Annotated in this window: 17 protein-coding genes; 7 read left to right on the top strand and 10 right to left on the bottom strand. The window is 71.2% G+C overall.

The window, feature by feature from the left end:
- Nucleotides 1-42: 42 nt before the first annotated feature.
- Together AB0J97_RS41660 and AB0J97_RS41655 are read right to left on the bottom strand one after the other, a co-directional pair.
- Nucleotides 43-1,137, bottom strand: a complete 1,095-nt coding sequence (locus AB0J97_RS41660; RefSeq protein ID WP_364099902.1) for a sialidase family protein — start codon at nt 1,135-1,137, stop codon at nt 43-45.
- Entirely contained in the window at nt 1,134-2,510 is a 1,377-nt protein-coding gene (locus AB0J97_RS41655) for a hypothetical protein (RefSeq protein WP_364099899.1), read from the bottom strand. Before AB0J97_RS41655 ends, AB0J97_RS41660 begins: the two co-directional genes overlap by 4 nt.
- A gap of 169 nt (nt 2,511-2,679) precedes the next feature.
- On the opposite strand from AB0J97_RS41655, the gene AB0J97_RS41650 reads away from it, so the two are divergent.
- Nucleotides 2,680-4,086, top strand: a complete 1,407-nt coding sequence (locus AB0J97_RS41650; RefSeq protein WP_364099896.1) for an NAD(P)/FAD-dependent oxidoreductase — start codon at nt 2,680-2,682, stop codon at nt 4,084-4,086.
- Here AB0J97_RS41650 and AB0J97_RS41645 read toward each other — a convergent pair.
- The 4 genes from AB0J97_RS41645 to AB0J97_RS41630 all read right to left on the bottom strand — a co-directional run bounded on the left by AB0J97_RS41645 (nt 4,074) and on the right by AB0J97_RS41630 (nt 8,159).
- Nucleotides 4,074-4,481, bottom strand: coding sequence for an STAS domain-containing protein (locus AB0J97_RS41645; RefSeq protein ID WP_364099893.1), 408 nt, complete (start codon nt 4,479-4,481; stop codon nt 4,074-4,076). The genes AB0J97_RS41650 and AB0J97_RS41645 overlap by 13 nt on opposite strands.
- A gap of 111 nt (nt 4,482-4,592) precedes the next feature.
- Entirely contained in the window at nt 4,593-5,591 is a 999-nt protein-coding gene (locus AB0J97_RS41640; RefSeq protein WP_364099890.1) for a hypothetical protein, read from the bottom strand.
- Complete coding sequence (locus AB0J97_RS41635) at nt 5,588-6,757, bottom strand: hypothetical protein (protein ID WP_357707102.1); 1,170 nt, start codon at nt 6,755-6,757, stop codon at nt 5,588-5,590. Before AB0J97_RS41635 ends, AB0J97_RS41640 begins: the two co-directional genes overlap by 4 nt.
- Before the next feature lie 106 nt (nt 6,758-6,863).
- Entirely contained in the window at nt 6,864-8,159 is a 1,296-nt protein-coding gene (locus AB0J97_RS41630; RefSeq protein ID WP_364099886.1) for a cytochrome P450, read from the bottom strand.
- 192 nt (nt 8,160-8,351) lie between these two features.
- Here AB0J97_RS41630 and AB0J97_RS41625 point away from each other — a divergent pair, with 192 nt between their 5' ends.
- The 3 genes from AB0J97_RS41625 (at nt 8,352) to AB0J97_RS41615 (ending at nt 13,057) form a co-directional block, all read left to right on the top strand.
- Nucleotides 8,352-10,550, top strand: coding sequence for a transglycosylase domain-containing protein (locus AB0J97_RS41625; RefSeq protein WP_364099883.1), 2,199 nt, complete (start codon nt 8,352-8,354; stop codon nt 10,548-10,550).
- Nucleotides 10,551-10,779: 229 nt separating this feature from the next.
- Complete coding sequence (locus AB0J97_RS41620; protein ID WP_357707108.1) at nt 10,780-11,751, top strand: LacI family DNA-binding transcriptional regulator; 972 nt, start codon at nt 10,780-10,782, stop codon at nt 11,749-11,751.
- Nucleotides 11,738-13,057 (top strand): serine/threonine-protein kinase, encoded by a 1,320-nt coding sequence (locus AB0J97_RS41615; RefSeq protein WP_364099879.1) that lies wholly within the window; start codon nt 11,738-11,740, stop codon nt 13,055-13,057. Before AB0J97_RS41620 ends, AB0J97_RS41615 begins: the two co-directional genes overlap by 14 nt.
- A gap of 157 nt (nt 13,058-13,214) precedes the next feature.
- On the opposite strand, the gene AB0J97_RS41610 is transcribed toward AB0J97_RS41615, so the two are convergent.
- Nucleotides 13,215-14,579 (bottom strand): cellulose binding domain-containing protein, encoded by a 1,365-nt coding sequence (locus tag AB0J97_RS41610; RefSeq protein WP_364099876.1) that lies wholly within the window; start codon nt 14,577-14,579, stop codon nt 13,215-13,217.
- Between the two features lie 270 nt (nt 14,580-14,849).
- Here AB0J97_RS41610 and AB0J97_RS41605 point away from each other — a divergent pair, with 270 nt between their 5' ends.
- Both AB0J97_RS41605 and AB0J97_RS41600 read left to right on the top strand, forming a co-directional pair.
- Nucleotides 14,850-15,920 carry a lytic polysaccharide monooxygenase gene (locus AB0J97_RS41605; protein ID WP_364099874.1) on the top strand — a complete coding sequence of 357 codons (1,071 nt, stop codon included), beginning with the start codon at nt 14,850-14,852 and terminating at the stop codon, nt 15,918-15,920.
- Nucleotides 15,917-16,438 carry a hypothetical protein gene (locus tag AB0J97_RS41600; protein WP_364099871.1) on the top strand — a complete coding sequence of 174 codons (522 nt, stop codon included), beginning with the start codon at nt 15,917-15,919 and terminating at the stop codon, nt 16,436-16,438. The genes AB0J97_RS41605 and AB0J97_RS41600 overlap by 4 nt, the downstream gene beginning before the upstream one ends.
- A gap of 130 nt (nt 16,439-16,568) precedes the next feature.
- Here the strand turns inward: AB0J97_RS41600 and AB0J97_RS41595 are convergent, their stop codons facing one another.
- From AB0J97_RS41595 to AB0J97_RS41585, 3 genes are all read right to left on the bottom strand, one after another.
- The gene (locus AB0J97_RS41595; protein ID WP_364099868.1) at nt 16,569-18,161 is read right to left on the bottom strand and encodes a cellulase family glycosylhydrolase; all 1,593 of its coding nucleotides are present in this window, start codon (nt 18,159-18,161) and stop codon (nt 16,569-16,571) included.
- 67 nt (nt 18,162-18,228) lie between these two features.
- Nucleotides 18,229-20,991, bottom strand: a complete 2,763-nt coding sequence (locus tag AB0J97_RS41590) for a glycoside hydrolase family 9 protein (protein WP_364099865.1) — start codon at nt 20,989-20,991, stop codon at nt 18,229-18,231.
- A gap of 11 nt (nt 20,992-21,002) precedes the next feature.
- Nucleotides 21,003-23,897 (bottom strand): glycoside hydrolase family 48 protein, encoded by a 2,895-nt coding sequence (locus tag AB0J97_RS41585; RefSeq protein ID WP_364099862.1) that lies wholly within the window; start codon nt 23,895-23,897, stop codon nt 21,003-21,005.
- Nucleotides 23,898-24,256: 359 nt separating this feature from the next.
- On the opposite strand from AB0J97_RS41585, the gene AB0J97_RS41580 reads away from it, so the two are divergent.
- Nucleotides 24,257-26,569: a glycoside hydrolase family 6 protein gene (locus AB0J97_RS41580; protein ID WP_364100049.1), complete on the top strand. Its 2,313-nt coding sequence runs from the start codon at nt 24,257-24,259 to the stop codon at nt 26,567-26,569.
- The last annotated feature ends 94 nt before the right edge of the window (nt 26,570-26,663 follow it).

Raw genomic sequence — 26,663 nt, 5'->3', positions numbered from 1 at the left:
GCGCAGGGGCGCAACACGTACCAGGCGGCGGGGGACCGGCGGCTAGGCCCGGCGGGGGACGAGCTCGGCGACCGGGACACGACGGAAGGCGATGCTCTCGTACGGCCCGAAGTCGCCGGTCTCGAACAGCAGCCCCACCGTGTCGTCGTCCACCCTGACCAGGTCGGAGTAGGCGGCGGGCAGGCCGGAGACGGTGTGCACCGGATGCCAGGTGAGCCCGGCGTCGTCGCTCGCCCGTACCGTCATCAGGGCCCGCGCGTCGGGCGCGGCCGGGCCGGAGAACAGCAGCACGCCGGGCGGCTCGCACCACAGCAGGCTGCCCTCGACCACCGGCCCCGCCAGCCCGGCCTGCGGGCGGAAGGGCAGGTCGAGCCGCTGCCCGCCGTCGGAGGAGTAGGCGTCGGCCCGGGTGCCGGGCGCGGCGGAGTCCGTCCTGGTGTTGAGGTAGAGGCGGCCGTCGGGCAGCTCGGCCGCGGTGGTCTCGTTGACGTTGACGTAGCCGTCGGGGTTGTCGTCCACGTACCCGATCCGCCAGGTAAGGCCGCCGTCGTCGCTGAGCAGCGCGTGGCCGCCGTTGTACTTGCCCTCGGTGCCGACGTCCGAGCCGGACGGGGGCAGGGAGTGGTTGCCCGGCACCACGACGCGCCCGCTCCTGAGCCGGATGGCGTGCCCTGGGCCGGTGGCGTACCAGCGCCACTCCGGCCGCCCGACCTGGGCGGTGATCTCGCGCGGCGCCGGCCAGGTGACGCCGTCGTCCGCGCTGACCTGGACGAACACCCGCCGCCCCGCGGCCGCCGGCACCTGGCCGCGCCTGATCTTCTCCTCCGTCGCCGACGGCCCCTGCCGGACCGTGACGAGGAGGATCCGGCCGTCGTCCAGCACCACGGGCGCGGGGTTGCCGACCGTGCCGCGGTTCGGTTCCGTGGCGACCACCTGGAGCGGCCCCCACGTCAGGCCGCCGTCGGAGGACCGCCTGAGCACCAGGTCGATGTGGCCAGAGTCGCCGGCCGACCCCCGCCGCCCCTCGGCGAAGGCCAGGACCGTCCCCTCCCCCGTCACCACGGCGGCCGGGATGCGGAAGGTGTGGTAACCCTCGGACGCCGCCCGGTACACCACGGACGTGGGGTATGCAGTCATGCGGGCACGCTAGGCCCCGCAGGTGAACGTCTCCCGACCTCCGGCGGACGTCCCGATGCCAGCCCGGCGGCCAGGCAGGCCGTCGGGAGAGCGGGTACGACGTACCGCACGTCGTACCCGTTCAGGAAGGAAGGCGCCACGACCAGCACGGCGGCGGCCACGCCGGGCAGCAGCGCGTCCGGCCGCCGCCGTACGGCCGCCACCGCGAGCGTGCCCCCGAGCAGCGCCAGGAGCACCGGGTACGGCAGGTAGCCGAAGCGCTGGTAAGCCCGCAGCCAGCCCGCGTAGGGCTCGACGATCCGGGTGTCCGCCGGCCCGCCCTCGTACGCCTCGGCGATCGGCCGTACGGACGCGCGCAGCGGGCGCTCCTCGTAGGGGAACCAGTACGGATTGGTCTTCCTGCCCGACACCTTCCTGGCCGTGGTGCGCTCCCAGCGCAGCAGCCACCGCAGGTCGCGCCCGACGGCGGCCAGGTAGTCGCCGGGCTGGGCGAGGACGGCCTCGCGGGCGAAGCGGGCGGCCAGCGCGTTCCGGTCGCCGGGGACGGCGGCCAGGGTGGACCCCCACATCCAGTGCGCGGGAGAGGGCCGCCCGGCCACCGGCGTCCTCGGGCAGAGGGGGGCCAGCTCGGGCTCCGGCCTGATGACCGAGCAGTCGGCGAAGGTCGTCGTGCGGGCCCACAGGAACAGGCCGTCGGCCTTGGTCAGGCCGAAGGTGCCGCTGGTGGCCCGCATCCAGGAGGCGTACCCGAGCAGCGGCGCCGCGCCCGCCAGGACCAGGCAGAGCAGCGCGCGCGGCCCGGGACGGCGCAGCAGCAGGCAGGCGGCGGCCACCACGAGGACGGCCACCCCGATCGTGCGGGTGATGGCGGCCAGGCCGAGCAGCACGCCGCCGGCGGCCGCCGTGACCGGGGTGAGCCGGCACGACAGCGCCAGGATCCCGGCCGTGACCAGCACGGTGAACAGCGCGTCCGCCATGATCATGTGTTCCAGCAGGATCAGGAACTCGTCGTACAGCAGCGGCGCGACGGCGGCCGTCGCGCCCCAGCCGGGCAGGCCGCGCCGCCGCAGCAGGGCGTAGACGGCCACGGCGAGCGCCGGCCCGAGCGCGTGCTGCACGGCGGCCACCAGCGCCAGGCTCTTCGCGGGCCCGAGCGCGGCCAGGAAGAGCGAGTACCCGAGCGGCCGGAACGTCCCGGGCACGGGGTCGCCCGCGGCCTCCAGATAGGAGAACGAGTCCGCCCAGAACCACAGCGCGGGCCGGTACCCCGCCATCGCGAGCAGCCGCAGCGCGACGGCGGGCACCAGCGCGACCAGCAGCGCCCGATGCCGCCTCCAGACGTTTCCGGGCAGCACGAACACAGGAGACGGCACCGGCACAGGGAGGCTCCTTCGCGAGAGTGCCGAACGGGCTCCCCGGACGGCGCGGGCATCTACCCGGTCTTGCCGTTGCGCCGCGAAAAGGTTCACGCCCATGGCCGTCGCGGGCATCACGGGCAGGGCATGAAAGAGTGCGAATCGAGGACGAGCATGGGGAGGCAGCGTGGCTGAGGAGTTCGACGTCATTGTGATCGGGGCCGGTCCGGCGGGCGAGAACGTCGCCGCGCGGGCGGTGCGCGGCGGGCTGAGCGCCGCGATCGTCGAGGAGCGGCTGGCCGGCGGCGAGTGCTCCTACTGGGCGTGCATCCCCAGCAAGGCGCTGCTGCGCCCGGTCGACCTGGCCGGCGAGGTGTCACGGGTGCCCGGCCTCTCGCTCGGGCCGATCGACGTGGACGCGGTGCTCGCCCGGCGCGACGAGGCGGTCTCGCGCTACGACGACTCCGGGCAGGTGAGCTGGATCGAGGGCGTGCCCGCGGAGTTCGTCCGCGGCAGGGGGCGGCTCGACGGCGAGCGGCGGGTGGTCGTCACGACCCCTGACGGCGCCGAGCGGGTGCTCACGGCCAGGCAGGCCGTCGTGCTCGCCACCGGCAGCACGGCCGCGGTCCCGCCGGTGCCGGGCCTGGCCGAGGCGAAGCCGTGGACCAGCCACGAGGTCACCGCCGCGACGAAGGTGCCCGAACGCCTGGTGGTGATCGGCGGCGGCGTGGTCGCCTGCGAGATGGCGCAGGCCATGCACGGGCTCGGCGCGCGGCAGACGACCGTGCTGGTACGCGGCGGCAAGCTGCTCGGCAGGATCGAGCCGTTCGCGGGCGAGCTGGTCGCGCGGTCGTTCGCCGAGGCGGGCATCGACGTGCGCATGCACACCGACGTGGTCAGGGTCGAGCGGCCCGAACCGGGCGGCAAGGTGACCGTGCACCTGTCGGAGGGCCCGCCGCTGGAGGCCGACGAACTGCTGGTGGCCACCGGCCGCGATGTCGCCACGCGCGGGATCGGGCTGGACACGGTCGGCCTGCCCGACGACGCGCCCGTCGAGGTCGACGACAGCATGCGGGCCACCGGCGTCCCGGGCGGCTGGCTCTACGCCGTCGGCGACGTCAACGGCCGCGCGCTCCTCACCCACATCGGCAAGTACCAGGCCAGGATCTGCGGTGACGTGATCGCGGCGCGGGCGCACGGCGACGACCTGCCCGCCATGCGCGACCTGGCCGGCGGCTTCGGCGTGCCGCAGGTCGTCTTCACCGATCCGCAGGTCTGCGCGGTCGGCCGTACGGAGGCCGATGCCAGGAAGGCCGGTTTCCGGGTACGCGCGGTCGAGTACGACCTCGGCTCGGTGTCGGGCGCGTACCTGCTGGGCGACGGCTACCGGGGCCGTGCCAAGGCCGTCGTGGACGAGGACAGGAAGGTGCTGCTCGGCGTCACCTTCGCCGGTCCCGGCGTCGGCGAGCTGCTGCACGCCGCCACGATCGCGGTCACCGGCGAGGTGCCGCTCGACCGGCTCTGGCACGCCGTGCCGTCGTTCCCGACCGTGAGCGAGATCTGGCTGCGCCTGCTGGAGACCTACGGGTTGTAGGCGGCGCCCGGCGTCCCCCCGGGCCACGACCGGGGGGCGGGCGGCGTGGCGTCCACCATCAGCTCCGCCACGGTCTCCTCGACGCTGCCGCTCAGCTCGACGTGGGAGAGCAGGTCCGTCAGCCGCAGCACCGACAGCAGGTGCTCCGACGGCCGGACCACGACGATCCGGCCGCCCGGCTCCGCCTCCATCCGCTGCATCGCCGTCGCCAGCACGCCGATGACGGAGGAGTCGTAGAAGACGAGCTCGGCCAGGTCGAAGACGAGGACGGGACCGGCCGACCAGTCCCACACCGTGTGGATGTGGGCGCTGAACCGGGCCCGTCCCGCATGGTCGAGCTCGCCTGTCGCGCGCATGACCGTGCAGTGGAGATGCCGGATCGTCTCGATGCTCAAACCGTTCGCGCCCACCTTCGACAACTGCCCGCAGAGCGGCGTTATCACCGGTGATCACCATTTTCCGGAAATATCAGGTGCTCACCGGCGGTCGCGGTACGGTCGCCGGCTCTAGTCCGAGGTGCACGACTCCAGCGTCGGCAGGACGCCCGGCAGCCGCTCGATCACCACGAGGAACGGCGAGACCGTGGGGCTCGGCAGGACGAGCTCGGTGACGTTCCCGTGGATGGTCTGCCCGAAGGGCCCCGCCACGCCGTCCCTGAGGCTGTAGACCCGCTCCACCGTGGGGGACGCCGTGCCGAGGAGCTTCCTGGTGGCGTGCCGCAGCCAGCGCAGCTCGCTGTTGACCCGCCGCCAGGTCGCCGGGATCATGCTGGCCGGCTCCGCCTTCGTGCCCAGCCGCAACGTGATCCGGCCACTGGCCCCGAACGTGTCGCGCAGCACCGGGTTGACCATGAACATGCCCGACCGCAGCACGCGGACCCCCTGCCGGTTGAGGTTGGCCAGGCCGCCGCCGCTGATCAGCGAGGACAGCTCGCAGCGGGAGCCGTCCAGGGTGTCGGGGTCGTAGTCGACGGCGGGCGGCTCCTCGAACACGATCTTGTTCAGCCGCAGCCCGGCCACCCCGTCGGCCTGGACCCGGCCGGTCAGGAACGTGCGCACCTCGTCGCAGACGCCGTCGCCCTCCATGACGTCCAGGGCCTCGACGCAGATCAGCCCGTCGTCGGGGATCTCCTCGGGGGTCAGGTCGAAGGCCACGCGGGCGTGCGGGTTCCGGCCGCGCAGCAGCACGCACTGCCGCAGGCGTCCCTGGGAACGGATCTGGACGCACCGGGGCAGCGTGAGGTCGGCGCCCGTCTTGCCGGTGTGCCAGCCGCTGACCGACCGCTCGTCCATGGACAGCGACATCTGCACCCGCAGCGGCCGTCCCTGCGCGGACACCTTGAAGCCGACCAGACCGGAGGTCTCGAACCTGCCCACGATCTGGCTGCCCCGTTGCAGCCGGTCGATGACCTGGAGGGCGGCGAACCGCCCGCTGGTCACGTGGACGGGCGGGATCGCGGGCAGGATCACCGGGTCGAGCTCTGTGCTGGGTCCTGTTCCGGTCATCGGGCGCTCCTCGCGGGGGTCAGTGTGGTCTTGGCCAGGTCCTGGAAGTCGAATCGGGTGAGTACGGGGTCGCGGCGCTCCCACATGCGGCGCACCGCCTCGAAGAGGGGGTCACCGTCGCGCTCCACGTGCCGCAGGGCGACCGCGAGGGCACGGGGGTAGTCGGGGCCGAGCTCCCAGCGCGGCAGGACCTGGGTCGGCACGTCGGCGCCGCAGCGGCGCAGCCACGACCACAGGCGGGCGCGCTCGCGCTGCTCGGGGCCGAGGATCGTCTCGGCCTTCCCGTGCACGGCGACGGCCTCGCCGAGCCGCTCGCGCAGCTCCTCCGGCGTGCGCACGAGGTGCGTGGCCCCGCAGGCGGCGCCCTCCGACCATCCGGCCTGGATGACGGGCACGCCGAACGCGGGCAGGTCGCTGCCGCCGAACGTGACCGCGACGTCGGTCATGCTCCACAGGATGTTCGTCGACAGCAGGCCGGAGCGCAGGCGGTCGAGGAACAGCCAGTTGGCCGACTCGTCCGCCTCGGCGTACCGCTCGGTCTCCTCGAACAGCTCGGTGTCGCGGCCCGGCATGTGGCCGAACACCGTGATCGTGGGCCGGCCGGCGTCGAGGCGGAGCCTGGAGCAGCCGTAGAGGCGCAGCTGGCGGCGTTCGGTGTCCGTGCGGACCTGGTAGCCCTCCTTGGCCCGCCAGGCCGTACGCTCGGCGCTCGGCCGGATCACCTCCCTGTTGGGCCAGACCCAGCGCTCGAAGAACTCCGCGACCCGGCCGGGCAGCTCCTCGCCGAACGAACCGGGCGTCCGGCCGGGGAACAGCGCGTACGCCTGCAACCCTCCCGTACCGTGCACGTGCACGACGGGGATGTCGGTGCGGACGCCACGATCCATCCGGCTGGTGACCAGGGCGTCGGGCGGCCCCAGATCGGCGGCGGCGCCGAACGCCTCGGCCAGCGGCCGCCACCGCGGGTCGGTGAGCACCACCAGCCGGGCCGACAGCAGCCCGCACACGGCCTTGGCGACCATGACGGTACGCACCACCACCCGGACGTCCTCGTCGAACGCCTCGGCCACCACGCAACCGGTGTCGCCCGCGGTGTCCCCCCAGTACGCCCTGGCGGTCGAGACCAGATGATCGACATGCTCTTCGTCGTCCACGACACGACGCATGAAACCCTCCACCAAGGCCAGGAAGAATCGCCCTGGCAGACGTTGCCAGACCCTCGCGCGCGCACCCGCGCGACAACACGCTTCTTTGCCCGGCGCTGGCCGAATCTCAGACGGCCTCGACCTGGTCGATGACGAAACGGCTGTTGGGCACGGCCGGAGCGCGCCACGACGGCATGCGCAGGTCCTGGGCGGGCACCCCGTACGTCATCCAGCGGGTCAGCGCGGTCACCGCCTGTTTCATCAGGTCCACGGTGATCCACTCGCCGGCGCACCGGTGCCCTTCGTAGTGGTCGCCGCCTCCCTGGGGGACGAAGTCGTACTCGCCGCCGTCCCACTCGGCGAACCGCTCCGGGCGGAACTCGCCGGGACGGTCCCACAGGCGCGAGTCGTGGTCGGTGCCGTACAGGTCGAGCAGGGTCCGCCGGCCCTGCGGGAAGTGCTCGCCGTTCCAGGTGAAGGGCCTGGCCGCCTTGGCGGCGACGAACGGGAAGAACGGGTAGAACCGTCGCACCTCCTGGACGAAGTGCTCGACGAACTGCTCGTCGCCCTCGCGGACGCGCTCGTGGTACTCCGGGTGGGCGTGCAGGGCCATGGCCGCGAACGTCACGAACCTGGCCACCGCCACCGTGGGCCGCAGCACGTTGTGCAGCTCGACGGCCGCGGTCCTGGCCGGGAGCAAGGTGCCGTCGGGGTCCCGGTAACCGGCGATCAGACCGGTCACCGTGCCGGCGAAGCGTTCCGGGTGGTCGCGCGCGCAACGGATCAGGCCGGACAGCCACAGGTCACCCTTGATCCTGGCGTACCGGCCGCGCAGGTAGCGCACGCCGATCCCGCCCGCGCCCTCGATGGCCGCCTGGAACGTGGCGGTGGCGGCGGGCACCCGCGCGGGCGGCAGCGGCGCGCCCGTCCAGTCGCAGACCGCCTGGCACAGCAGTTCGCTGACCTCGTCGTACAGGACGACCCGCGGCATGCGCCGCCACGCGCGGATGCGCTCGCGCCAGCGCCGTCCGGCCAGCTCCGTCAGCCGGTCGCGGCCCTGCCTGCCCATCAGCGACATGAACATGGCCTTGCGCGCCCGGTGGGTCTCGCCGTCGAGCGCCTGGACGCCGTCCCTGCCGAACAGCGTCAGCTGGAGCCTGCGGGGCGCGGCGCCCTGCCGGACGAACAGCTCGGGGTCGTAGAAGACCTCGGCGGCCTCGGCCCCGGTCATGCAGGTGACCGGCTGGAGGAGGAGCCGCGTCTCGAAGACGTCGGCGCCGAGCCGCCGCGCCCGGTCCCCGATGAAGCGGTACGGGTCGAGCAGGAGGGTCAGGGTGTCGTCCAGGACCGGCCTCCGGCGGGGGGCGGTGACCGGCTCACGGACCCGCGGCTGCTCGCGTGGCAACACTCGGTGAGAAGTCATGACCTGGCCCTATCCCCGCAGACCCGCAGGAAACGAATTCACCGGGAAACACGGCGAACCAAATGCCGTGCTTCGACGTCTCACCCGGGGTAGAAGCATCCACCTCGGCCGCGCGCTTCGTCTTTTTACAGAGAGCAGGTCATGGGCGGGTTTAGGATGCACCCAAAAGCCAAGTTGAGGGGGTTTTTCCGCATGGGTTCCCGAATGTCGGGCGTCGTGCGCCTGACCGGGGCTGCTATGGCCGCGGGAGTGGTGGCCGCGGCCATCGCGTTGCCGGCGGTCGGTGGCACCGGAGCGATGTTCGTCTCGGCGTCCGAGGAACTGAACATCAAGCCGGAGGACCTCAAGGAGCCGCCGCTCGCCGAGAAGACGACGGTCCTCGACGCCAAGGGCAACCAGATCGCCCAGTTCTACGAGGAGTACCGGGAGAACGTCTCGCTCGACGAGGTGGCCGACATCATGAAGACGGCCATCATCTCCATCGAGGACTACCGCTTCTACGAGCACGGCGCGATCGACATCGAGGGCACCGTGCGCGCCCTCGCCAAGAACCTCAGCAGGGGCGGCATCGCCCAGGGTGGCTCCTCCATCACCCAGCAGTACGTCAAGCAGGTGCTGCTCAACTCGGCCACCACCGAGAAGGAGAAGAACGCGGCCCTCGAAGCCAGCTACGCCCGCAAGCTCAAGGAGCTGCGCTACGCGATGGCGGTCGAGGAGAAGTACAACAAGAACGAGATCCTCGGCAAGTACCTCAACATCGCCTATTTCGGCGCGGGCGCGTACGGGGTCGAGGCGGCGGCCAAGCGCTTCTTCGGGGTGTCGGCCTCCGAGCTGACGCTGTGGCAGGCGGCCACGCTGGCCGGCGCCGTCCAGGACCCGAACAGGACCGACCCCAACCTGGGCAAGGACTCCCGCGCGCAGCTGCTCAACCGGCGCAACGTGGTCCTCGACCGGATGCTCGAACTCAAGAAGATCACGCCTGAGCAGCACGAAGAGGCCAGGGCCAAGAAGCTCGGCTACAAGGGCACCCCGCTGCCCGGCGGCTGCGGCGCGAGCCAGTACCCGTACTTCTGCATGTACGTGCGCAACGAGATCCTGAGCAACCCGGCCTTCGGCAAGACCAAGAAGGCCCGCACCCAGTTCCTCAACCGGGGCGGCCTGGAGATCAAGACCACGATCGACCCGAAGATGCAGGAGGCCGCCGAGGAGGCCATCAAGAAGCACGTCTTCGCCTCCGACAACCCGGTGGCCTCCGAAGCGCTGGTCAAGCCGGGCACGGGCGAGATCAAGGCCATGGCCGCCAGCCGCAAGTACGGCAACTCCAAGCGCAAGCACGAGATGTCGTACAACGTGGTGGCCGACGCGGTGCACGGCGGCGGCATCGGCTTCCAGGCCGGTTCGACGTTCAAGACGTTCACGCTGCTCACCGCGCTCAAGCAGGGCATGAAGATCAACGACGGCTTCAACGTCGGCAGCGGCTACACCGCCCCCAACTACTGGGCGTTCAAGAACTGCAAGAACCAGAACGTCGGCGACCCGAGCCACACCGTCACCAACGACGAGGGCGGCGGCGGCTTCAAGTCGCTGGCCACCGGCACCTGGGGCTCGGTGAACACGTTCTTCATGACGCTGGAGCAGAAGGTCGGCCTCTGCAAGGTGGTCGAGACCGCCAAGTCGCTCGGCATCAAGCGCTCCGACGGCGGCAAGCTCCAGGAGTTCGAGACCTTCACGCTCGGCATCAACGAGATGGACCCGGTGACCGTGGCCACGGCCTACGCGGCGATCGGCGCGCGCGGCAAGTACTGCCCGCCCACGGCCATCACCCAGATCACCGACCGCAACGGCAAGGTGACCGAGTACAAGCCCAAGTGCACGCAGGCGTTCGACCCCGAGGTCGCCGACGCGGCGGCGAACATCCTGTCCGGCGTCTTCACCAAGGGCACGATGCGCGGGGTCGGCGGCATCGGCCGTCCGGCGGCGGGCAAGACCGGCACCACCGACGACCAGGCCACCGCCTGGTTCGCCGGGTTCACCCCCGACCTGGCCGGCGCGGTCAGCATCGGCGACCCGCGCGGCTCGACGACCCACAAGCTGAACAGCATCACCATCGGCGGCCGCTACTACCCCTCGGTCTTCGGCGCCTCGATCCCCGGCCCGATCTGGAACGCCACCATGAAGGCCGCGCTCAAGGGCACCCCGGCGACCGACTTCACCCCGGTCGACTCCTCCCGCTTCGGCGGCTGCGGCCAGGGCTGCGCCCCCCGTAGGCAGGAGCCCGACGACAGGGGCCAGGACCTCAACGACGTCAACCCCGACGGCGACTTCGGCCCCGGCCAGGGTTACCAGAACAACAACGGCAACGGCCACGGGCGCGGCAGGGGCCGGCGCTAGGGACGTTCGCGAAGGGGGTATCCGGCACGTCGCGGATACCCCCTATCGGCCGGAAAATATGGATTGATCCGCGCTCACCGCAAAAAGTCTGGCGGTAACCAGCGCCCCTACCTGAGCAGATTCGGAATGGGTTCGCACACCGGGACGCACCCCCTGGGAAGGCCCTATTAACAGCGGCGAAACATTGGTAACGTGGGAGCGCTCCCAGGATCTTTCCGCGAGGTGCTCCATGACCGAGCAGCCCACACTGGCACAGGTGGCGGCCGCTGCAGGGGTTTCCCCCGCGACCGCATCTCGAGTCCTCACGGGCTCGGTGCGGGTCAGTACCTCGACCCGCCGGCAAGTGTACGACGCCGTCTCCCGCATGGGCTACGTCCGCCAACGCGCGCCCAGGGGAAGCGCCGCCAAGACGCTGACCGACGGCGTCACGGCGGTGATCTGCGACCATCTCCCCCGCCTGTTCTCCGAGCCCTACTACGCCAGGCTCCTGTCCGCCGCCGGAGCGGTGATCGCCGAGCACGGCACCCACCTCATGGTCACGACCGTGACGCCCACCTCCTCGACGCTCCCGGCGCTGTCGGGCGCCGTGCTCATCGTCGGCGCGCGAGAACGCCATCCGCTGGCCATCAAGCTGTCCACCGCGGGCATCCCGGTCCGCAACATCGGCCGGCCGCCGCACGACCTCAAGCTGCCCTACGCCGACGTGGACAACCTCGACGGCGGCCGGCAGGCGGCCGAACACCTGCTGTTACAGGGCCGCAGGAACGTGGCCGCCATCGGCGGCCCGCCGTCCCTGCCCGCCGCCCGCGACCGTCTCGAAGGGCTCGTACGCACCCTTCAGGCGGCCGGCGCCCCCGACGTGCCCGTGGCGTACGGCGACTTCACCGCGGCCTCGGGCACGCACGCCATGCAATGGCTGTTACGCCACGCGCCCGGCCTCGACGCCGTCTTCGTCGCCTCCGACCTGATGGCGGCCGGCGCGATCCAGGCCCTTCGCCGGGCCGGCCGCAAGGTCCCCTCGGACGTCGCCGTGATCGGCTTCGACGACGCCCCCGTGGCCCGGCACACCGTCCCGGCACTGACCACCGTCCGCCAGCCCGTCGAGGAGCTCGCCACGGTCGCCACCCGCCTGCTCCTGACGGGGGCGACGGGGATCGACCCCGTCCTCCCCACGGAACTGGTCATCCGTGAGTCAGCTTGAGCCGGGGGACGTGCTGGCCCGGCGGTACCTGCTGCTGGACCCGCTGGCCCACGGCGGCATGTCGGTCATCTGGCGTGCCTTCGACCAGTCGTTGCAGCGGCTGGTCGCGGTCAAGGTGCTGACCGCCTCGCTGCACACCGACCACGGCGAACGCGTCCGGGTGCGCAGCGAGGCCCGTGCCGCGGCCCGGTTCATCCACCGCGACTCGATCGAGATCTACGACTACGGCGAGGCCGTCACCGCCAAGGGCGGCGTGGCCGCGTACGTGGTGATGCCCCTGCTCGACGGCACCCCGCTGGCCGAGCGCATCGCCGAGGGGCCGCTGCCGTGGACCGAGGCGGCGGCCATCGCCCAGCGGCTGGCCCGCGTGCTGATGGCCGGGCACGCCCGCGGCCTGGTCCACCGGGACGTCACCGCCGAGAACGTGCTGCTCACCGCCGACGGCCCGAAGCTGCTCGACTTCGGCATCGCCGCCTGGGCCGGCGACCCCGACGACGACCGCGGCACCCCTCCCTACGTCGCCCCCGAACGCCTCCTCGGCGCCCCCACCCACCCGGCCGTGGACGTGTACGCCCTGGGCGTGCTGCTGTTCGCCATGCTCACCGGGCGCACCCCGTACCCGGAGACCACGTGGGAGGAGATCGAGGCGGCGCGCCGGACCGATCCACCGCCCCGGGTGACCGGCGTGCCGTACGGCGTCGCCTCGCTCTGCCAGAGCTGCCTGGCGCACCTGCCCGAGGAGCGGCCCACGGCCGAGTCCATCGTCGCCTCGCTGACCTCGGCGCTCGGCACGGCCGGGATCGCCCGGCAGGTGCGGCGCGGGCTGACGGTGGCGGGGTCGGCGCTGGTGGCGCTCACCGTGCTGCTGTGGTTCCAGCGGCCCGCGCCGGAGCCGGTGCTGTCGCCGCGGATCGCGCCGACGTCCGCACCGGCCGTGACGCCGTCGGCGTCGGCGTCGGCTTCGGCGTCGGCTTCGGCGTCGGCCTCCCGGGTGGTCGAGAGCGCGCCGGCCGGGTCGGTCACCGTCGAGCAGGCGGTGGACGGCTTCCACGACTCCCTCGAAGACGGCGAGCCGTGCGACGCGACCGATGCGGACGTGGTGCTCGACCTCAAGCAGGTGCTCGACTCGGTGGTGCGCAACTCGGTGGTGCGCGGCTCGGTGGTGCGCGGGCCCGAGGTCACCGGCATGGCCGAGCTGCGGCGCAAGGTCGCCGACCGGGCCAGGGAGGGCCGCCTGGCCCCCGCCTGCCGCGCGGAGCTTGAGGCCAAGCTCAAGGTGATCGACCGTGCCATGAAGCCGGACTGAGGGACACAGCTGCTCCGCACCCCTCGCGCCCGCCCGAGGTAAAGCTCAGACCCCCGGCCGCCCGGGGTAACGCTCAGACCTCCCGTTCGCCGCGGCCGGGCGCGGGTGCGCCTTCGCCTGGGTCGGGCCAAGGCGCACCCACTCCCGCCCGCCAGGGTCAGGTGCAGGTGTAGCCCGCGGGGACCTGGGTGTCGCCGGTGGGCCTGCTGGCCTGGAAGCCGAAGGTGGTGCTCGCGTTCGGGGCCAGGGTGCCGTTGTAGGGGAGGTTCCGCACGGTCACGACACCGCCGCCGACGGAGACGTTCGCGCCCCACGACCCGGTGATCGTGTGGCCCTGCGGGAGCGCGAAGGTGACGGTCCAGCCGTTGATCGTGGCCGTGCCGCGGTTGGTGACGGTGACCGGCTGGATGACGTAGCCGTTGCTCCAGGCGTTCTGGGTGATCGCGGTCGCGGCGCAGCCGCCGCCTCCGCCGCCGTTCTGGGTGGTGACCGTGACGGCGGCGGACTCGGGCGAGAGGTTGCCCGCGCCGTCCCGGGCCCTGACGCGGTAGCGGTACGTCGTGGCGGGGGTCAGGCCGGTGTCGGTGTAGGAGGTCGTGGCGCTGGTGCCGACCTGGGTGAAGGTGTCGCCGGTGGCGCGCAGGATGTCGTACCCGGCCAGACCGCTGCCGCCGGTGTCGGTGGAGGCGCCCCAGGTGAGCGTGGTGGCGGCGGCCGTGGTGCCGGAGGCCGTCGGGGTGCCCGGCGTGGTGGGCGGCGTGCGGTCGGTCGTGCCGCCGCCGGAGCCGAAGGAGAAGGAGTCGACGGCCAGCCCGGCGCCGCCCACCCAGGGCTCGAACCCGGCCTGGACGCTGGTCAGATACCACGAGCGCTGGGCGTAGCCGCGGCTGACGGCGTCGGAGTAGAAGGTGTCGACGGCGAAGTCGAGCGAGGGGGTCGCCGAGGTGCGCACGTAGGAGACGACGTTCCAGCCGATGTTGCCGTACCAGACCTGCCAGGTGCCGCCGGCCAGGGTCACCGTGCCGACCTGGGAGCCGACCGGCTGGATCGAGCCGCGCTTGTTGAGCCAGATCATCAACTCCGCGCCGGTGTTCTGGCCGTCGGTGCGCGGGGTGGGGTCGAACCAGATGTCGTAGGCGGCGTCCCAGGTGCCGGAGCCGGGGTAGGTCATGGCGACCGCCGACCTCAGCGCGCCGAAGCCCGCCGAGCCGGCCTGCACGGGCAGGCCGCTGCCGGAGGTGCAGGCGGCGTAGTGGCAGCCGGCGTAGATGGCCGGGTAGGCGGCCGGGGCGCCGTTCGTGGCCTTGTCGTGCTCGGACCGGGTGACGGTGAAGCCGCCGTTCTGGTTGACGTCGACGCACTGCGCGGTGTCGGCGCCCCAGACGTTGTTCATGACGATGTAGCGGTCGTTCTGGACGGTGGTCGAGCCCCACTTCTCGCACAGCACCGGGGCGGCCTGCGCCGGTGCCGGGAACAGGCCGGCGCCGAGTAACGCCGCGACGGCCAGGACGATGATCTGCACGCGCCTCATGGCATGTTGCTCCCGCTTCTCTGGTCGAGGGAGGTGCTGGGAGCGCTCCCAACATTCAGGGTCCCGGCGTCGGGCCTCCTACGGCAAGCAGCCCCGCCACCGCCCGCCGCCCCGGTGCCGGGCCACCAGGGCAACCGTGACCACGATCGGCTGAAAGTTTCACACCGCGTTGTCGGGACGCCGGTCGCCGTGGTTCAATGCGCTGGCCGGGCGGGCTGATCGTGGGCAGATTCCTGTGTTCCCCTGCGCGAAGGAATCCCCATGAAACACTTCCGGACGGCGGTCCTCACCGCCGCCCTCATCCTGCTGACCACCGTACTGATCGCGCCGCAACAGGCGCAGGCCCACGGCGTGTCCATGTTCCCCGGAGCACGGACGTTCCTGTGCTGGCAGGACGGCCTGCGCGAGAACGGCCAGATCCAGTCCTACAACCCGGCCTGCGCGGCGGCCGTCGCCCAGAGCGGCCCGACCCCGCTGTACAACTGGTTCGCCGTGCTGCGTTCCGACGGCGCCGGGCGTACCAGCGGCTTCATCCCCGACGGCCAGCTCTGCAGCGGCGGCACCGGCGGCCCCTACGACTTCACCGCCTACAACGCCGTACGCTCCGACTGGCCGCAGACGCACCTGACCTCGGGCGCGAGCATCCAGATGCGGCACAGCAACTGGGCCCAGCACCCCGGCACGTTCGTCTACTACGTCACCAAGAACGGCTGGAACCCCGACGGTCCGCTCAAGTGGTCGGACCTGGAGTCGTTCGGCAGCGTCACCAACCCGCCCGCCAGCGGCGGCCCCGGCGGGCTCAACTACTACTCCTGGAACGCCCAGCTCCCCTCCGGCAAGACCGGGCGTCACATCATCTACACGCACTGGATCCGCTCCGACAGCAACGAGAACTTCTACAGCTGCTCCGACGTCGTCTTCGACGGCGGCAACGGCCAGGTCACGGGCGTCGGCCCCGGCGGCGGCACGCCTTCGGGCACCCCCACCGCCACCCCGACCGTCACCCCGACAGTGCCCCCTCCCGGCGGTTGCTCCGCCACCTGGAAGGCCACCGACACCGGCTGGGCCGGCCACTTCCAGGGCGAGGTGACGGTGAAGAACACCGGCACCGCCTCGCTGAACGGCTGGACGGTCAAGTGGACCTACGCCGGCGGCCAGGGCTTCGACGGCACCCCCTGGAACGGCGTGCTCTCCTCCCAGCCACCGAACGTGTCCATGAAGAACGCCTCCTACAACGGCCAGCTCGCGCCGAACGCGACCACCACGTTCGGCTTCAACGCCACCGGCTCGATCCCGAGCCCCGCACCCACGCTGACCTGCACGAGCCCGTGAACGCAACCCGTCGCGGGCAGATCGCGGCAGGCGTCGCCCTGGCCGGCCTGGCGCTGGCCGGGGTGACGCTGTTCGCCGTCGACCAGGGGTCGGCGCGGCTCGACCAGGAGCTCGCCGCCCAGGTGACGCTGATCCTCGAACGCGCCACGCCCGAGGAGCACCACGACCACGGGCACGGGTTCGAGTCGCGGGTGGTGTGCGCGGTGGAGCCGTTCGGCACGGACCCACCGGACGCCGCCGGCCTGGCCGAGGTGCGCTGGGTCTACGCGCGGCACCTGTGCGCGATCGTCGGCGAGAGCCGCGACTGGGCCATGTCCGTGCGGGCGTCGGGGCCCATCGCCGTACGGCTGGGTGTGCCGCCGCAGGTCAAGGTGCCGGCGGACGGGCCGGGGTACCCGGAGCGGGTCAGGGAGCTGATCCCGGGGCGCTACCACGAGGAGGCGTTCGCCGAGTTCTCGGACGAGGCGGCCATCGACGCGGCCCGCGCACGCTTCACCCAAGCCCTCACCCCCGGCTGACCCGACGCCTCTGGCGGGTGGATCGCGTAAACGGACGCGGCCGGGAGGGGGTTCGCCGGCCGCGTCCGTCCCATCCGGGCGGGATGGTGTCGCGGGCAGGGTCAGCCGATCGGCCTCACCTCCTCCTTCTCTAGCCGGCGCAGGTGTAGCCGGACGGAACGGACGTGTCGCCGCTCGGACGCCCGGCCTGGACCCCGAAACCGGTGGCGGAGCCGGGGGCGAGCGTGCCGTTGTAGCCCAGGTTCTTCGCCGTCACGGTCCGCCCGCTGACCGTCACCGCGGCGTTCCAGAAGCCGGTCACGGTGTGGCCCGCGGGCAGCGTGAACGTCACCGTCCAGCCGTTCCTGGTGGTCGTGCCGGTGTTGGTCACCGTGACGGGTTGCAGGACGTACCCGTTGCCCCACTGGCTCTGGACGGTCCCCACGGCCGTGCAGCCGCCGTCGCCGCCACCGGCCAGGGTGGTGAAGGAGGCCGTGGGCGAGGCGGCCGACTGGTTGCCGGCGGCGTCCCTGGCCTTCACGTACACCTGGTAGGCGGTCGAGGGTGACAGGCCGGTCAGGGTGATCGAGGTCGTGGCCGTCGCCCCGAGCGGGGTGCCGGTCGAGGTGTAGACGTCGTAGCCGGTCACGCCGACGTTGTCGGTGGCGGCCGTCCAGGTCAGGGTGGCGCCGGACGAGGTGACGTTCGAGGCCGACGGGGTGCCGGGTGCGCTCGGCGGGGTGGGGTCGGTGGTGCCGCCGCCGTAGACGGACGCCTGCCTGGCGGTCGCGGCGATGCCGTTGGCGCCGTTGAACAGCCGCCGGCCCCACGAGGTGAGCTGGCTGACGTCGAAGCCGGTGACCTGGTCCAGGTACTCGACGCCGCCGCCGTTGCCGCTCCACGACCAGCCGAGGTAGCCGAGGCCGCGGCTCACGGCCTGAGCCATGATCGTGTCCTCGTCGGGGTTGCCGTCGGAGTGGTCGAACCCGAACTCGCCGACGACCAGCGGCAGCCCGGCGGTCCGGAACGCGTCCATGTACGACGTGATCTCGGCGGCCGTGTCGTAGACGCCGTACATGTGCACGGAGAAGATCGTGTTCTTGTCGGGGTCGGCGTTGAAGACGGACGTGGCGTTGTCCCGCATGACGTTCTGCCAGTCCTGCCCCCAGGCGGGGGCGTCCACCATGAGCGCGTGGCGCAGGCCGTTGGCGCGCAGCTTCTGGATCGCGGCCTTGGTGGCGTCGGCCCAGCCGGGGGTGGTGGCGTTGTTGCCGATCGGCTCGTTGCCGATGTTGACGACGACGTAGTCCTCCTGGCCGACCAGGGCGCTCTTGACGCCGATCCAGTAGTCGGCGGCCTGGTCGAGGGTGTACGCGCCGCTCTGCTCGCCGTACCCGGTGGTGTCATGGTCCTCCAGCACGCAGATGAGCTTGTTCTGCTTACACAGGGAGACCACGTCGGCCACGTCGGAGACGGAGTTGGCGCTCCACCGGCCGCCGCTGAGCACGACGCGCACGGTGTTGGCCTTCAGCGACTTGATGTCGGCGAACGCCTTGGTCTGGCCGGGGTACCAGGTGTGGGCGTGGCTGGTGCCGCGCATCACGAACTCCTGGCCGTTGCCTTCCAGGATCTTCGTGCCGCTCACGTGGATGCCGGTGGCGGCCTGCGCCGCGGTGCCCGGCAGGACCAACGAAGCGGCCACGAGCGCGGCGGCGAGAACCGACGCGGTGAACAGTGATCGCATGGGCTGCCTTTCACTGAGCCGCGGAACCGCCCGCCCCGCCGTCGTCGCGGCGGGGCGGGGGTTCGGCTCAGGCGAGGGTGCAGGTGATCGGGTCGGGGGTGACGGGGGTGCCGTTGGCGATGAAGCCGAACGTGGTCGTGGCGCCGGGGGCGAGCCCGCCGTTCCACGCCTCGTTCCTGACCGACACGTTCGAGCCGGTCTGGGTGAGCCTGCCGCCCCAGAGCTGGGTGATCTGGCCGGCCGACGACCAGGCGGCCGTCCAGCCGGTGACGGCCGCGGCGCCGGTGTTCTTGACCGTCACCTCGGCCTGGTACGCGCCGTTCCAGAAGTTGGTGACCTTGAACGTGGCCGCGCAACCGCCGGTCGGCGCGTCCGCGGTGGTGAACGCCGTGCCGTCGGAGGCCGGCGAGCTGTTGCCCGCCGCGTCCCTGGCCACCACCGAGACGGTGTACGCCGTCGCGGGGCTGAGCCCGGTCAGGTCGTACGACGTGCCGGTGGCCGTGCCCGCCTTGGCGGCGCCGAGGTAGACGTCGTAACCGCTCACCCCGACGTCGTCCGTCGAGGCCGCCCAGCTCACCTTCGCACCCGAGCCGGTGATGCCCGAGACGGACGGTTTGCCGGGTTTGCTGGGCGGTGTTCTGTCCTCGCTGTTGGTGGTGGTGAACGCCGTCTCGTCCGAGGCCGCAGAGGTGTTGCCCGCCGCGTCCCTGGCCACCACGTGGGCGGCGTAGGCCGTGGCAGGGGTGAGCCCGCTCAGGTCGAAGGTGGTGCCGGTGGCCGTGCCCGCCTTGGTGGACCCCAGGTAGACGTCGTAACCGGTCACTCCCACGTTGTCCGTGGAGGCCGTCCAGGTCAGCTTCGCCGCCGTGCCCGTGATCCCGGAGACCGTGGGCTTGCCCGGCTTGCTGGGCGCTGTCGTGTCCTGCTCCTCCGGCCCCGGGGGCTCACCCCAGATCTTGGTGGCGCCGCTGTGGAGGGTGATGTTCTTCGTCAGCACCGGCGTCGCGCCCGGCGTCACCGGGATGCCCTTGTACGACCAGTCGTCGGTCGGGTCCCAGGAGCCCGTGCTGGTGATCCTGAACTGCACCTCCCTGCGGTGCTGCGACTGCCCGGCCGGGGCGATGGCCTGCCCGGAGCAGTCGATGTTCACGTAGTACACGCGCCCGCCCGCCGAGCCGAGCGTCGGGGCCTTGCACTGCGTGTACGCCGACGACACGCTGACCTGCGAGGCGGTCGTCGAGCCGTCGAGGGTGAAGTAGTAGCGGAACGAGCCGTCCGACAGGACCCGGGCGGGCCAGGCCGACTGGTTGCGGACGATGGCCTTGATCTCGGTGAAGTTCGTGCCGGAGGCGTTCACGCCGGCCTCGACGAAGATCTCCGGGCCGTCCGGGGTCTCGGCGGGCGGGAAGTTCGCCGCGGGCGCTCCCCCGTACTCCTTGTAGAGCCGGGCCACGGCGCTGGTGAAGCCCGCGTTGTAGTCGGTCGCGACCTCGTTCATGACGTAGTCGTCGCGCTTGTCGGTGTAGACGTCGTCGGGGTCGGGCGGGCCGCCGACCAGCGCGCCGTACAGGGTGTGGCGGCTGTCGACCGGGTTGGTGATCTGGTCGGTCCACGAGCCGTGCGCCGTACGGTGGTGCGGGTTCTTCGGTGGGTTCGCCCCGAATCCGATCAGGTACGAGGAGTTGCGCGGGTTGTCGCCGAGCGCGTAGTTGATCTGCCGGACCGCGAAGTCGTGGTAGCGCGCCTTGCGGTCGGGATCGGTGATCGAGTCGCTGTGCACGAGCGCGACGAACGAAGTGTTGGCCGCGTACCGCAGCGACCCCCACCGGTCCAGCACGGCCTCGCCGCCCGGCGAGTACTTGACCTTGGAGCCGTTGACGCCGACCGTCCACCAGTCGAGCCAGCGGTTGGCGTCGTCGAGGTACCTCTGCTTGCCGGTGAGCTTGTGCAGCAGCACGTACGCGCCGTACGACTTGTCGTCCCACGCGATCGTCCACTTGTACGACTTCGTCGTGGTCTGCGGCTCGTTGCCCAGGTTGTCGTAACCGGCCTCGGCCTTGGCCAGGTAGGCGGCGTCGTTCGTGGCCCGGTAGAGCCAGATCGCCCCCCAGACCAGCTCGTCGTTGAAGCCGCTCCAGGAGTTGTAGTAGCCCTGGGCGTCGCTGATGCAGTCGCTGTACTTCTTCCTGACCGTGTCGGCGAAGGAGTAGAGCTGCTTGGCGTGCGTCACCAGCTTGTCGGCGTAGGCCGGATCGGTCGGGCGGAAGACGATCGACGAGGCCGCCATCGCCGCCGCCGTCTCCCCCGCCAGGTCCGAGCCGCCGCAGGACGCGTCGATCTTGTAGGCGGGCCGGTTCATCTGCATGGCCTCGGCCGGGCCCCACCAGGCGTGGTCGGTGCCGCCGTTGCCGACCTGCCCGTACAGCACGTTGGCCGACGGGTGGGCCTTGACGAAGTAGTCGTTGACGAACCTCAGGTTGTTCAGCAGGTGGGTGAGCTGGCCGGAGCCCGCGTAGGCGTCGCGGTACTCGACACCGCCCCAGGCCAGCATCGTGGCCGAGAAGGCCATCGGGAAGCCGAACTTGACGTGGTCGCCCGCGTCGTACCAGCCTCCGGTCAGGTCCAGCCCGGCGTCCTTGCCGTCGTTCATGCCCGAGTCGCCGCGCCAGGAGACGCGGTTCCAGCCGGGCAGGTCGCCCGACTGCTGGGCCTCGTAGAACCACAGCGACTTCTGCAGCGCCTCACCGTAGGCGAAGGCGGGCGCGGCCGCGTGGGCCACCGGCCCCACCCCTGCGAGCAGGGGCAGGACCAGCGACGCCGCGGCGATCATCGCCGCCTTTCTCACGGGAAGAGCCGCCCGTACTCGGCCAGGGCCACGGCCACGTCCACCTGCGCCCAGAAGCGGTGGTAGTTGAACGTGGGCGCGGGGCCCGTGCCCTGGAGGTAGGCGTTCACCTTGGGCCAGTCGGGGTCGTTCTTGTAGAAGGACCTGATCGACATGAACGTCGAGCTGGAGTTGATCGTGTCGCCGTTCGGCATCTTGCCGGTCCAGCCCGGGGGCACGTAGACCGGGTCGTTCAGCCGCTTGTAGTCGGTCTTGGTCTCCGGCACCGACACGCCCTTGGCGTCGCGGTTCTTCCACACGCCGTCCAGCAGCGCCTTGGCCATGTTCCTGGCCGCGGTGTTGTTCGCCTTGGCCGCGTAGTACATCAGCGTCTTGGCGTACGAGCCGGCCACGCCGACGTCGTTGGTGTAGTCGGCGACCGTCACGTGCAGGCCGGGGTTGGGCGGCGGCATGACGTTCGGGTCGCTGAAGTCGGCGACGGGCTGACCGGTCCACTTCAGCGTCGACGGGATCTGGTACGTGCCGTCCGCGTTGATCGTGGTGTTGGCCATCGCCCAGGAGACCCACTTGTCCAGCAGCGCCTTGGCGTCGGCGTTGCCCGAGGCGTAGTAGAGCTCGGCCACCCGCTCCATGGTCCACGCCTGGAACCCGAACCACTGGTTCGACGGCGGGTCGTGGTAGACGGGCTGCCAGTCGTAGGTCATGCCGTGGAACTTCGGCAGGCCGGCCGGCGGGGTGGCGTAGTGGCCCTCCCAGCTGTTGGTCGCGCCGCCCGCGATGGCACCCTCGGCGGACTGGAGCCAGGTGTAGAACTGGAGCTGGCGGGTCAGGCTGGTGCTCCAGTCGGCCGCGCCGGTGCCGCTCTTGGGCTTCAGCTCGGCCACGTTGGCCAGCGCCCAGGCCGCGAGCGGGTTCTGGTAGCCGGAGTGGTTGTGGCTGGAGCCGATGCGCCAGGCCCAGCCCGCGCTGGAGTCGGTCGCGCCACCCCAGGCGTAGTACCAGGACAGCAGGTAGTTGGAGGCGTCCTTGCCGGTGCCCGCGGCGCACGAGGTGCTGGTGCAGCCGGGCTTCTTGAAGTACTTGTCGTACATCGCGTAGCGCAGGTAGTCGCCCATCTTCGCGGCCTTGGCGACCGACGCCGAGATCTGCGACTCCTTGCCCTGCTGCTGGGCCCACGTCTGCGCCCAGTACGCGGCCTGCACGGCCCTGGCGTCGGCGTCGGGCGCGTTGGTGTACTTCCACTGCTTGGCGTACGAGCTGTCCTTGATGAACAGGTCGAGATATCCGTTCGTGCCGCCGTGCTTGAAGGTGTCGCAGGACGGCTGCGGGATCGTCTCGAAGACCGACTCCTCGGGCCCGCGCTGGTAGGTGTTGATGTAGGCGGGCCTGGTGGTCCCGTCGCCGCAGCGTCCGAAGCCGTAGGTGTTGTCGACGTCGAGCAGCCAGTGCATGCCGTAGACGTCGCCGGTGCCGTACGCGCTCTTCAGCTCGTTGGCCAGCGGGTCGGAGCCCACCGAGACGCCGGAGTCGATCTGCGTCGGGTACTGCTTGATGTCGTTGTACTCGGCCGCGTACGTGGCCGGCTTCGAGGGGTTGTAGAAGGAGTTCGTCGGCTGGTCGGCGGTCGCGGGGATGATGTACTTCTCCATCGAGGCCCAGGCGTTGTTGAACTTCGCCCAGTCGCCGGTCACCTGCCCGTAGGTCGCCTCCAGCCACAGGTAGTAGCTGTAGGCCTCGGACGTGGTCTCGTGCCCCTGGTCGGGCGCCTCGACCATGAACGTCTCCACCGAGTGGTACGGCACGCCCTCGGGCGAGAAGTACCCGTTGGCCGGGTCGTGCAGCTCGTTGTACATCTCCACGAAGCGCTTGACGTACTCGTTGTCGCCGCCGAGGTCGTCGTCCGCCTCGCTGGCGGTGACCTTGACCGAGGTGTAGCCGGTCGCGCTCACCGTGAACTCGGCGGTGCCGCTGGTGGTGTCGGCGTCGTCCGCCGCCGCCAGGGTGACGTTCTGGGCGGTGTTCCAGTTGGCGGGCGTGAAGGTGAGCGTGCCGCCCGAGCCGACGGTCAGGTCGGCGTCACCGCTGGTGCGGGCGGTGGTGACGGTCACGTTCGCGGCGGGCGCCTGCGAGAGCTTCACGCCGAAGCCCGCAGTCCCCTTCTCCGGCACGGAGATCGTGAGCGGGCTGACCACGAGGGCGGGCCCGGTGTTCTGCGAGACGGTGATCCCGACGGGGGCCGAGGTCGTGGTCGCGCCGCCGTTGTCGGTGGCCTTCGCGGTGATCGAGTAGCTCCCCGCGGCCACGTTCTGCCAGGTGTAGCCGTAGGGCGCCGAGGTGTCGGTGCCGAGCAGCGTCGAGCCCTGGTAGAAGTCGACCTTGGAGACCGTGCCGTCGGTGTCGGCGGCGTTCGCGGCGATGGCCACGGTGGCCGGGGCGGTGTACGTCTGGCCGGCGGTGGGCGAGGTCAGCCCCACCGTGGGCGGGGTGTTGGCGCCGCCGCAGGTCACGCCGTTCACCGTGAACGAGGTCGGGTTCGGGTTGCTGCCCGTCCAGGTGCCGTTGAAGCCGAGCGTCGTCGAGGCGCCGGTGGCCAGGCTGCCGTTCCACGGCATGTTGGTCGCGGTGACGTGCGTGCCCGACTGGCTCCAGTTGGCGCTCCAGCCGGTGGGCGTGTACTTCTGGCCCGCGGTCGGGAAGTCGAAGCCGAGCGTCCACGAGGTGATCGGGTCGCCGGTGTTCTTCAGCGTCAGGTTGGCGGTGAACCCGCCCTGACCTGGGCCGCTCGTCCACTGGTTGGCGGTGTACGTCACGTCGCAGGCGACGGCCGCGTGCGCGGGAAGCGCGGCGAGGGTCGTGGTCGTGCCCGCCGCGAGGACGAGCGTCGTGGCCACGGCGAGCCGCCTCGATAAGCGGGAAAGGCGGGAAGGAGGTCTGTGCTTCACGGGATCTCCATGGGAGTAGGGGTGTGGGAGCGCTCCCAAAGGGGATTGTGGATGCCCGGCGGCGTATGTCAACGGATCGGCCGTCCGGCGGCCCCCGCGTTTCCTCTCACCAGGCTGCCGATGATGAAAGTTTCATCCACCTTCCGGGGCATTCGGCGAGCATGTGGCCCGGGGACGCCCGGCGCGGAACCGCGCTCATTTACAGGGCTCTGGGGGCGTCTCACTATGGGAGCGCTCCCAGCCAACTGAGTTCCTGGAGATGATCGCTAGTGAGACTCAACAGCGGCCCGCGCCGATGGGCCGTGACCATGACCGCCGCGAGCGTCGCGGCCCTCGGCCTCGTCGTCGGCCAGACCACGGCCGCCAGCGCCGCGGTGAACTGCGACGTGACCTACTCCGCCAACTCGTGGACGAGCAGCCCCGGTCAGGGCGGTTTCACCGCGAACATCACGTTGAAGAACACCGGCGACCCGATCACCTCGTGGACGCTGGGCTTCGACTTCCCCGGCACCGGCCAGAAGTACACCCCGACGGGCTGGAGCGCCAACTGGACGCAGTCGGGCACGCACGTCACCGCGACGAACATGCCCTACAACGGCAGCCTGGCCACCGGCGCCTCCACCACCATGGGCTTCAACGGCACCTGGTCGGGCAGCAACAACCCGCCCACCTCGTTCACCGTGAACGGCGTGACCTGCGGCGGCGTCACCCCCACCACCCCCTCGGTGGTGACCTCCGCCAGCTCGGTCGCGGTCAACGAGGGCGGCACCGCCACCTTCACCGCCAAGCTGTCCTCCGCCCCCACCTCGAACGTCACCGTCACCACCCAGCGGACCAGCGGTGACACCGACCTGACCGTCAGCGCGGGCGGCTCGCTCACCTTCACCCCCGCCAACTGGAACACCGCCCAGACGGTCACCCTGGCCGCCGCCCAGGACGCCGACACCACCGCGGGCACGGCGGCCTTCTCCGTCGGTGGCACCGGCGTCACCTCGGCCACCGTCAACGCGACCGAGGTGGACGACGACGCGGTCGTGGAGCAGGCGCTGCTCGTGACGCCCACGTCGGTGACCGTGCCCGAGGGCGGGACGGCGACGTACACGGTCAAGCTGGCCGCGCAGCCGTCCGCGAACGTGACCGTCACCTCGGCGGCCGGCAGCGGCGACGCCGACCTGACCGTCTCCGGCGGCGGCAGCCTCACCTTCACGCCGGCCAACTGGAACACCGCCCAGACGGTGACCCTGGCCGCCGCGCAGGACGCCGACAGCGCCAACGGCACCCGCGCCTTCACCGTCGCCTCCGCCGGCCTGACCTCCAAGACGGTCACCGCCACCGAGGCCGACGACGACGGCCAGCCGCCCACCGGCCACGTCGAGAACCCGTACGCCGGCGCCACCGGCTACGTGAACCCGCAGTGGAAGGCCAAGGCCGCGGCCGAGCCCGGCGGCGCCGCCGTCGCCAACACCTCCACCGCCGTGTGGATCGACCGCATCGCGGCCATCGCCGGCTCCTCCTCGGCCATGGGCCTCCAGGCCCACCTGGACGAGGCCGTCGCCCAGGACGCCCTCAACGGCTCGGCCCCGCTGACCGTGCAGTTCGTCATCTACGACCTGCCCAACCGCGACTGCTCGGCCCTGGCCTCCAACGGCGAACTGCTGATCGCCCAGAACGGCTTCAACCGCTACAAGGCCGAGTACATCGACGTGATCGCGAACATCCTGCGCGACCCCAAGTACGCCAACCTGCGCATCGTCACGATCGTCGAGCCCGACTCGCTGCCCAACCTGATCACCAACACCAACAACTTCCCGAAGTGCGCCGAGGCCAACCAGGCCGGCGGCTACGTGGACGGCGTCCGGTACGCGCTCGACAAGCTGCACGCGATCACCAACGTCTACACCTACGTGGACGCCGCCCACCATGCCTGGCTCGGCTGGGACTCGAACTTCGCCCCCGCCGTGAACCTCTTCTACAACATGGCCGCGGGCACCACGGCCGGCGTGGACAGCGTGGACGGCTTCATCGTCAACACCGCCAACTACTCAGCCACCAAGGAGCCGTACTTCACGATCAACACCCTGGTGAACGGCCAGACCGTCCGCCAGTCCAAGTGGATCGACTGGAACTACTACGTGGACGAGTCCACCTTCGCCGCGGCGCTGCGCACCGCGCTGGTCAACAAGGGCTTCAAGCCCGGGCTCGGCATGCTGGTCGACACCTCGCGCAACGGCTGGGGCGGCACCGCCCGTCCGGGCGGCGCGAGCACCTCGACGGACGTGAACACGTTCGTCAACCAGTCGCGCGTCGACCGCCGCATCCACGCCGGCAACTGGTGCAACCAGAGCGGCGCGGGCCTCGGCGCCCGTCCGACGACCAGCCCCGAGCCCGGCTTCGACGCCTACGTCTGGATCAAGCCTCCGGGTGAGTCCGACGGCGCCAGCACCGACATCCCGAACGACGAGGGCAAGAAGTTCGACCGGATGTGCGACCCGACCTACACCGGCAACAACCTCAACGGCAACAACATGTCGGGCGCCCTCGGCGGCGCCCCGCTGTCGGGCCAGTGGTTCTCCGCCCAGTTCCAGGAGCTGGTCAGGAACGCCTACCCGCCCGTCAACTAGCTCACCGAGCCGGCCGGGCCCCGGCACTTCCGGCGCGCTCGAAAATGAGCCTTACACCACCTCTGATGCGTCGCAACCGATTCACCCGAAATGC

The organism is Nonomuraea sp. NPDC049607, from assembly GCF_040675375.1.
Classification (GTDB): Bacteria; Actinomycetota; Actinomycetes; order Streptosporangiales; family Streptosporangiaceae; genus Nonomuraea.
Note: the sequence above shows the minus strand (reverse complement) of the source record. Positions and strands in the feature narration are given on the sequence as shown.

Bases quoted from the DNA above. Each gene is read 5' to 3' on its own strand.
- AB0J97_RS41640 (WP_364099890.1), bottom strand. From the start codon at position 5,591: ATGACCGGAACAGGACCCAGCACAGAGCTCGACCCGGTGATCCTGCCC.
- AB0J97_RS41625 (WP_364099883.1), top strand. From the start codon at position 8,352: ATGGGTTCCCGAATGTCGGGCGTCGTGCGCCTGACCGGGGCTGCTATG.
- AB0J97_RS41590 (WP_364099865.1), bottom strand. From the start codon at position 20,991: ATGATCGCCGCGGCGTCGCTGGTCCTGCCCCTGCTCGCAGGGGTGGGG.
- AB0J97_RS41595 (WP_364099868.1), bottom strand. From the start codon at position 18,161: ATGCGATCACTGTTCACCGCGTCGGTTCTCGCCGCCGCGCTCGTGGCC.
- AB0J97_RS41605 (WP_364099874.1), top strand. From the start codon at position 14,850: ATGAAACACTTCCGGACGGCGGTCCTCACCGCCGCCCTCATCCTGCTG.
- AB0J97_RS41620 (WP_357707108.1), top strand. From the start codon at position 10,780: ATGACCGAGCAGCCCACACTGGCACAGGTGGCGGCCGCTGCAGGGGTT.
- AB0J97_RS41580 (WP_364100049.1), top strand. From the start codon at position 24,257: ATGACCGCCGCGAGCGTCGCGGCCCTCGGCCTCGTCGTCGGCCAGACC.
- AB0J97_RS41660 (WP_364099902.1), bottom strand. From the start codon at position 1,137: ATGACTGCATACCCCACGTCCGTGGTGTACCGGGCGGCGTCCGAGGGT.
- AB0J97_RS41630 (WP_364099886.1), bottom strand. From the start codon at position 8,159: ATGACTTCTCACCGAGTGTTGCCACGCGAGCAGCCGCGGGTCCGTGAG.
- AB0J97_RS41635 (WP_357707102.1), bottom strand. From the start codon at position 6,757: ATGCGTCGTGTCGTGGACGACGAAGAGCATGTCGATCATCTGGTCTCG.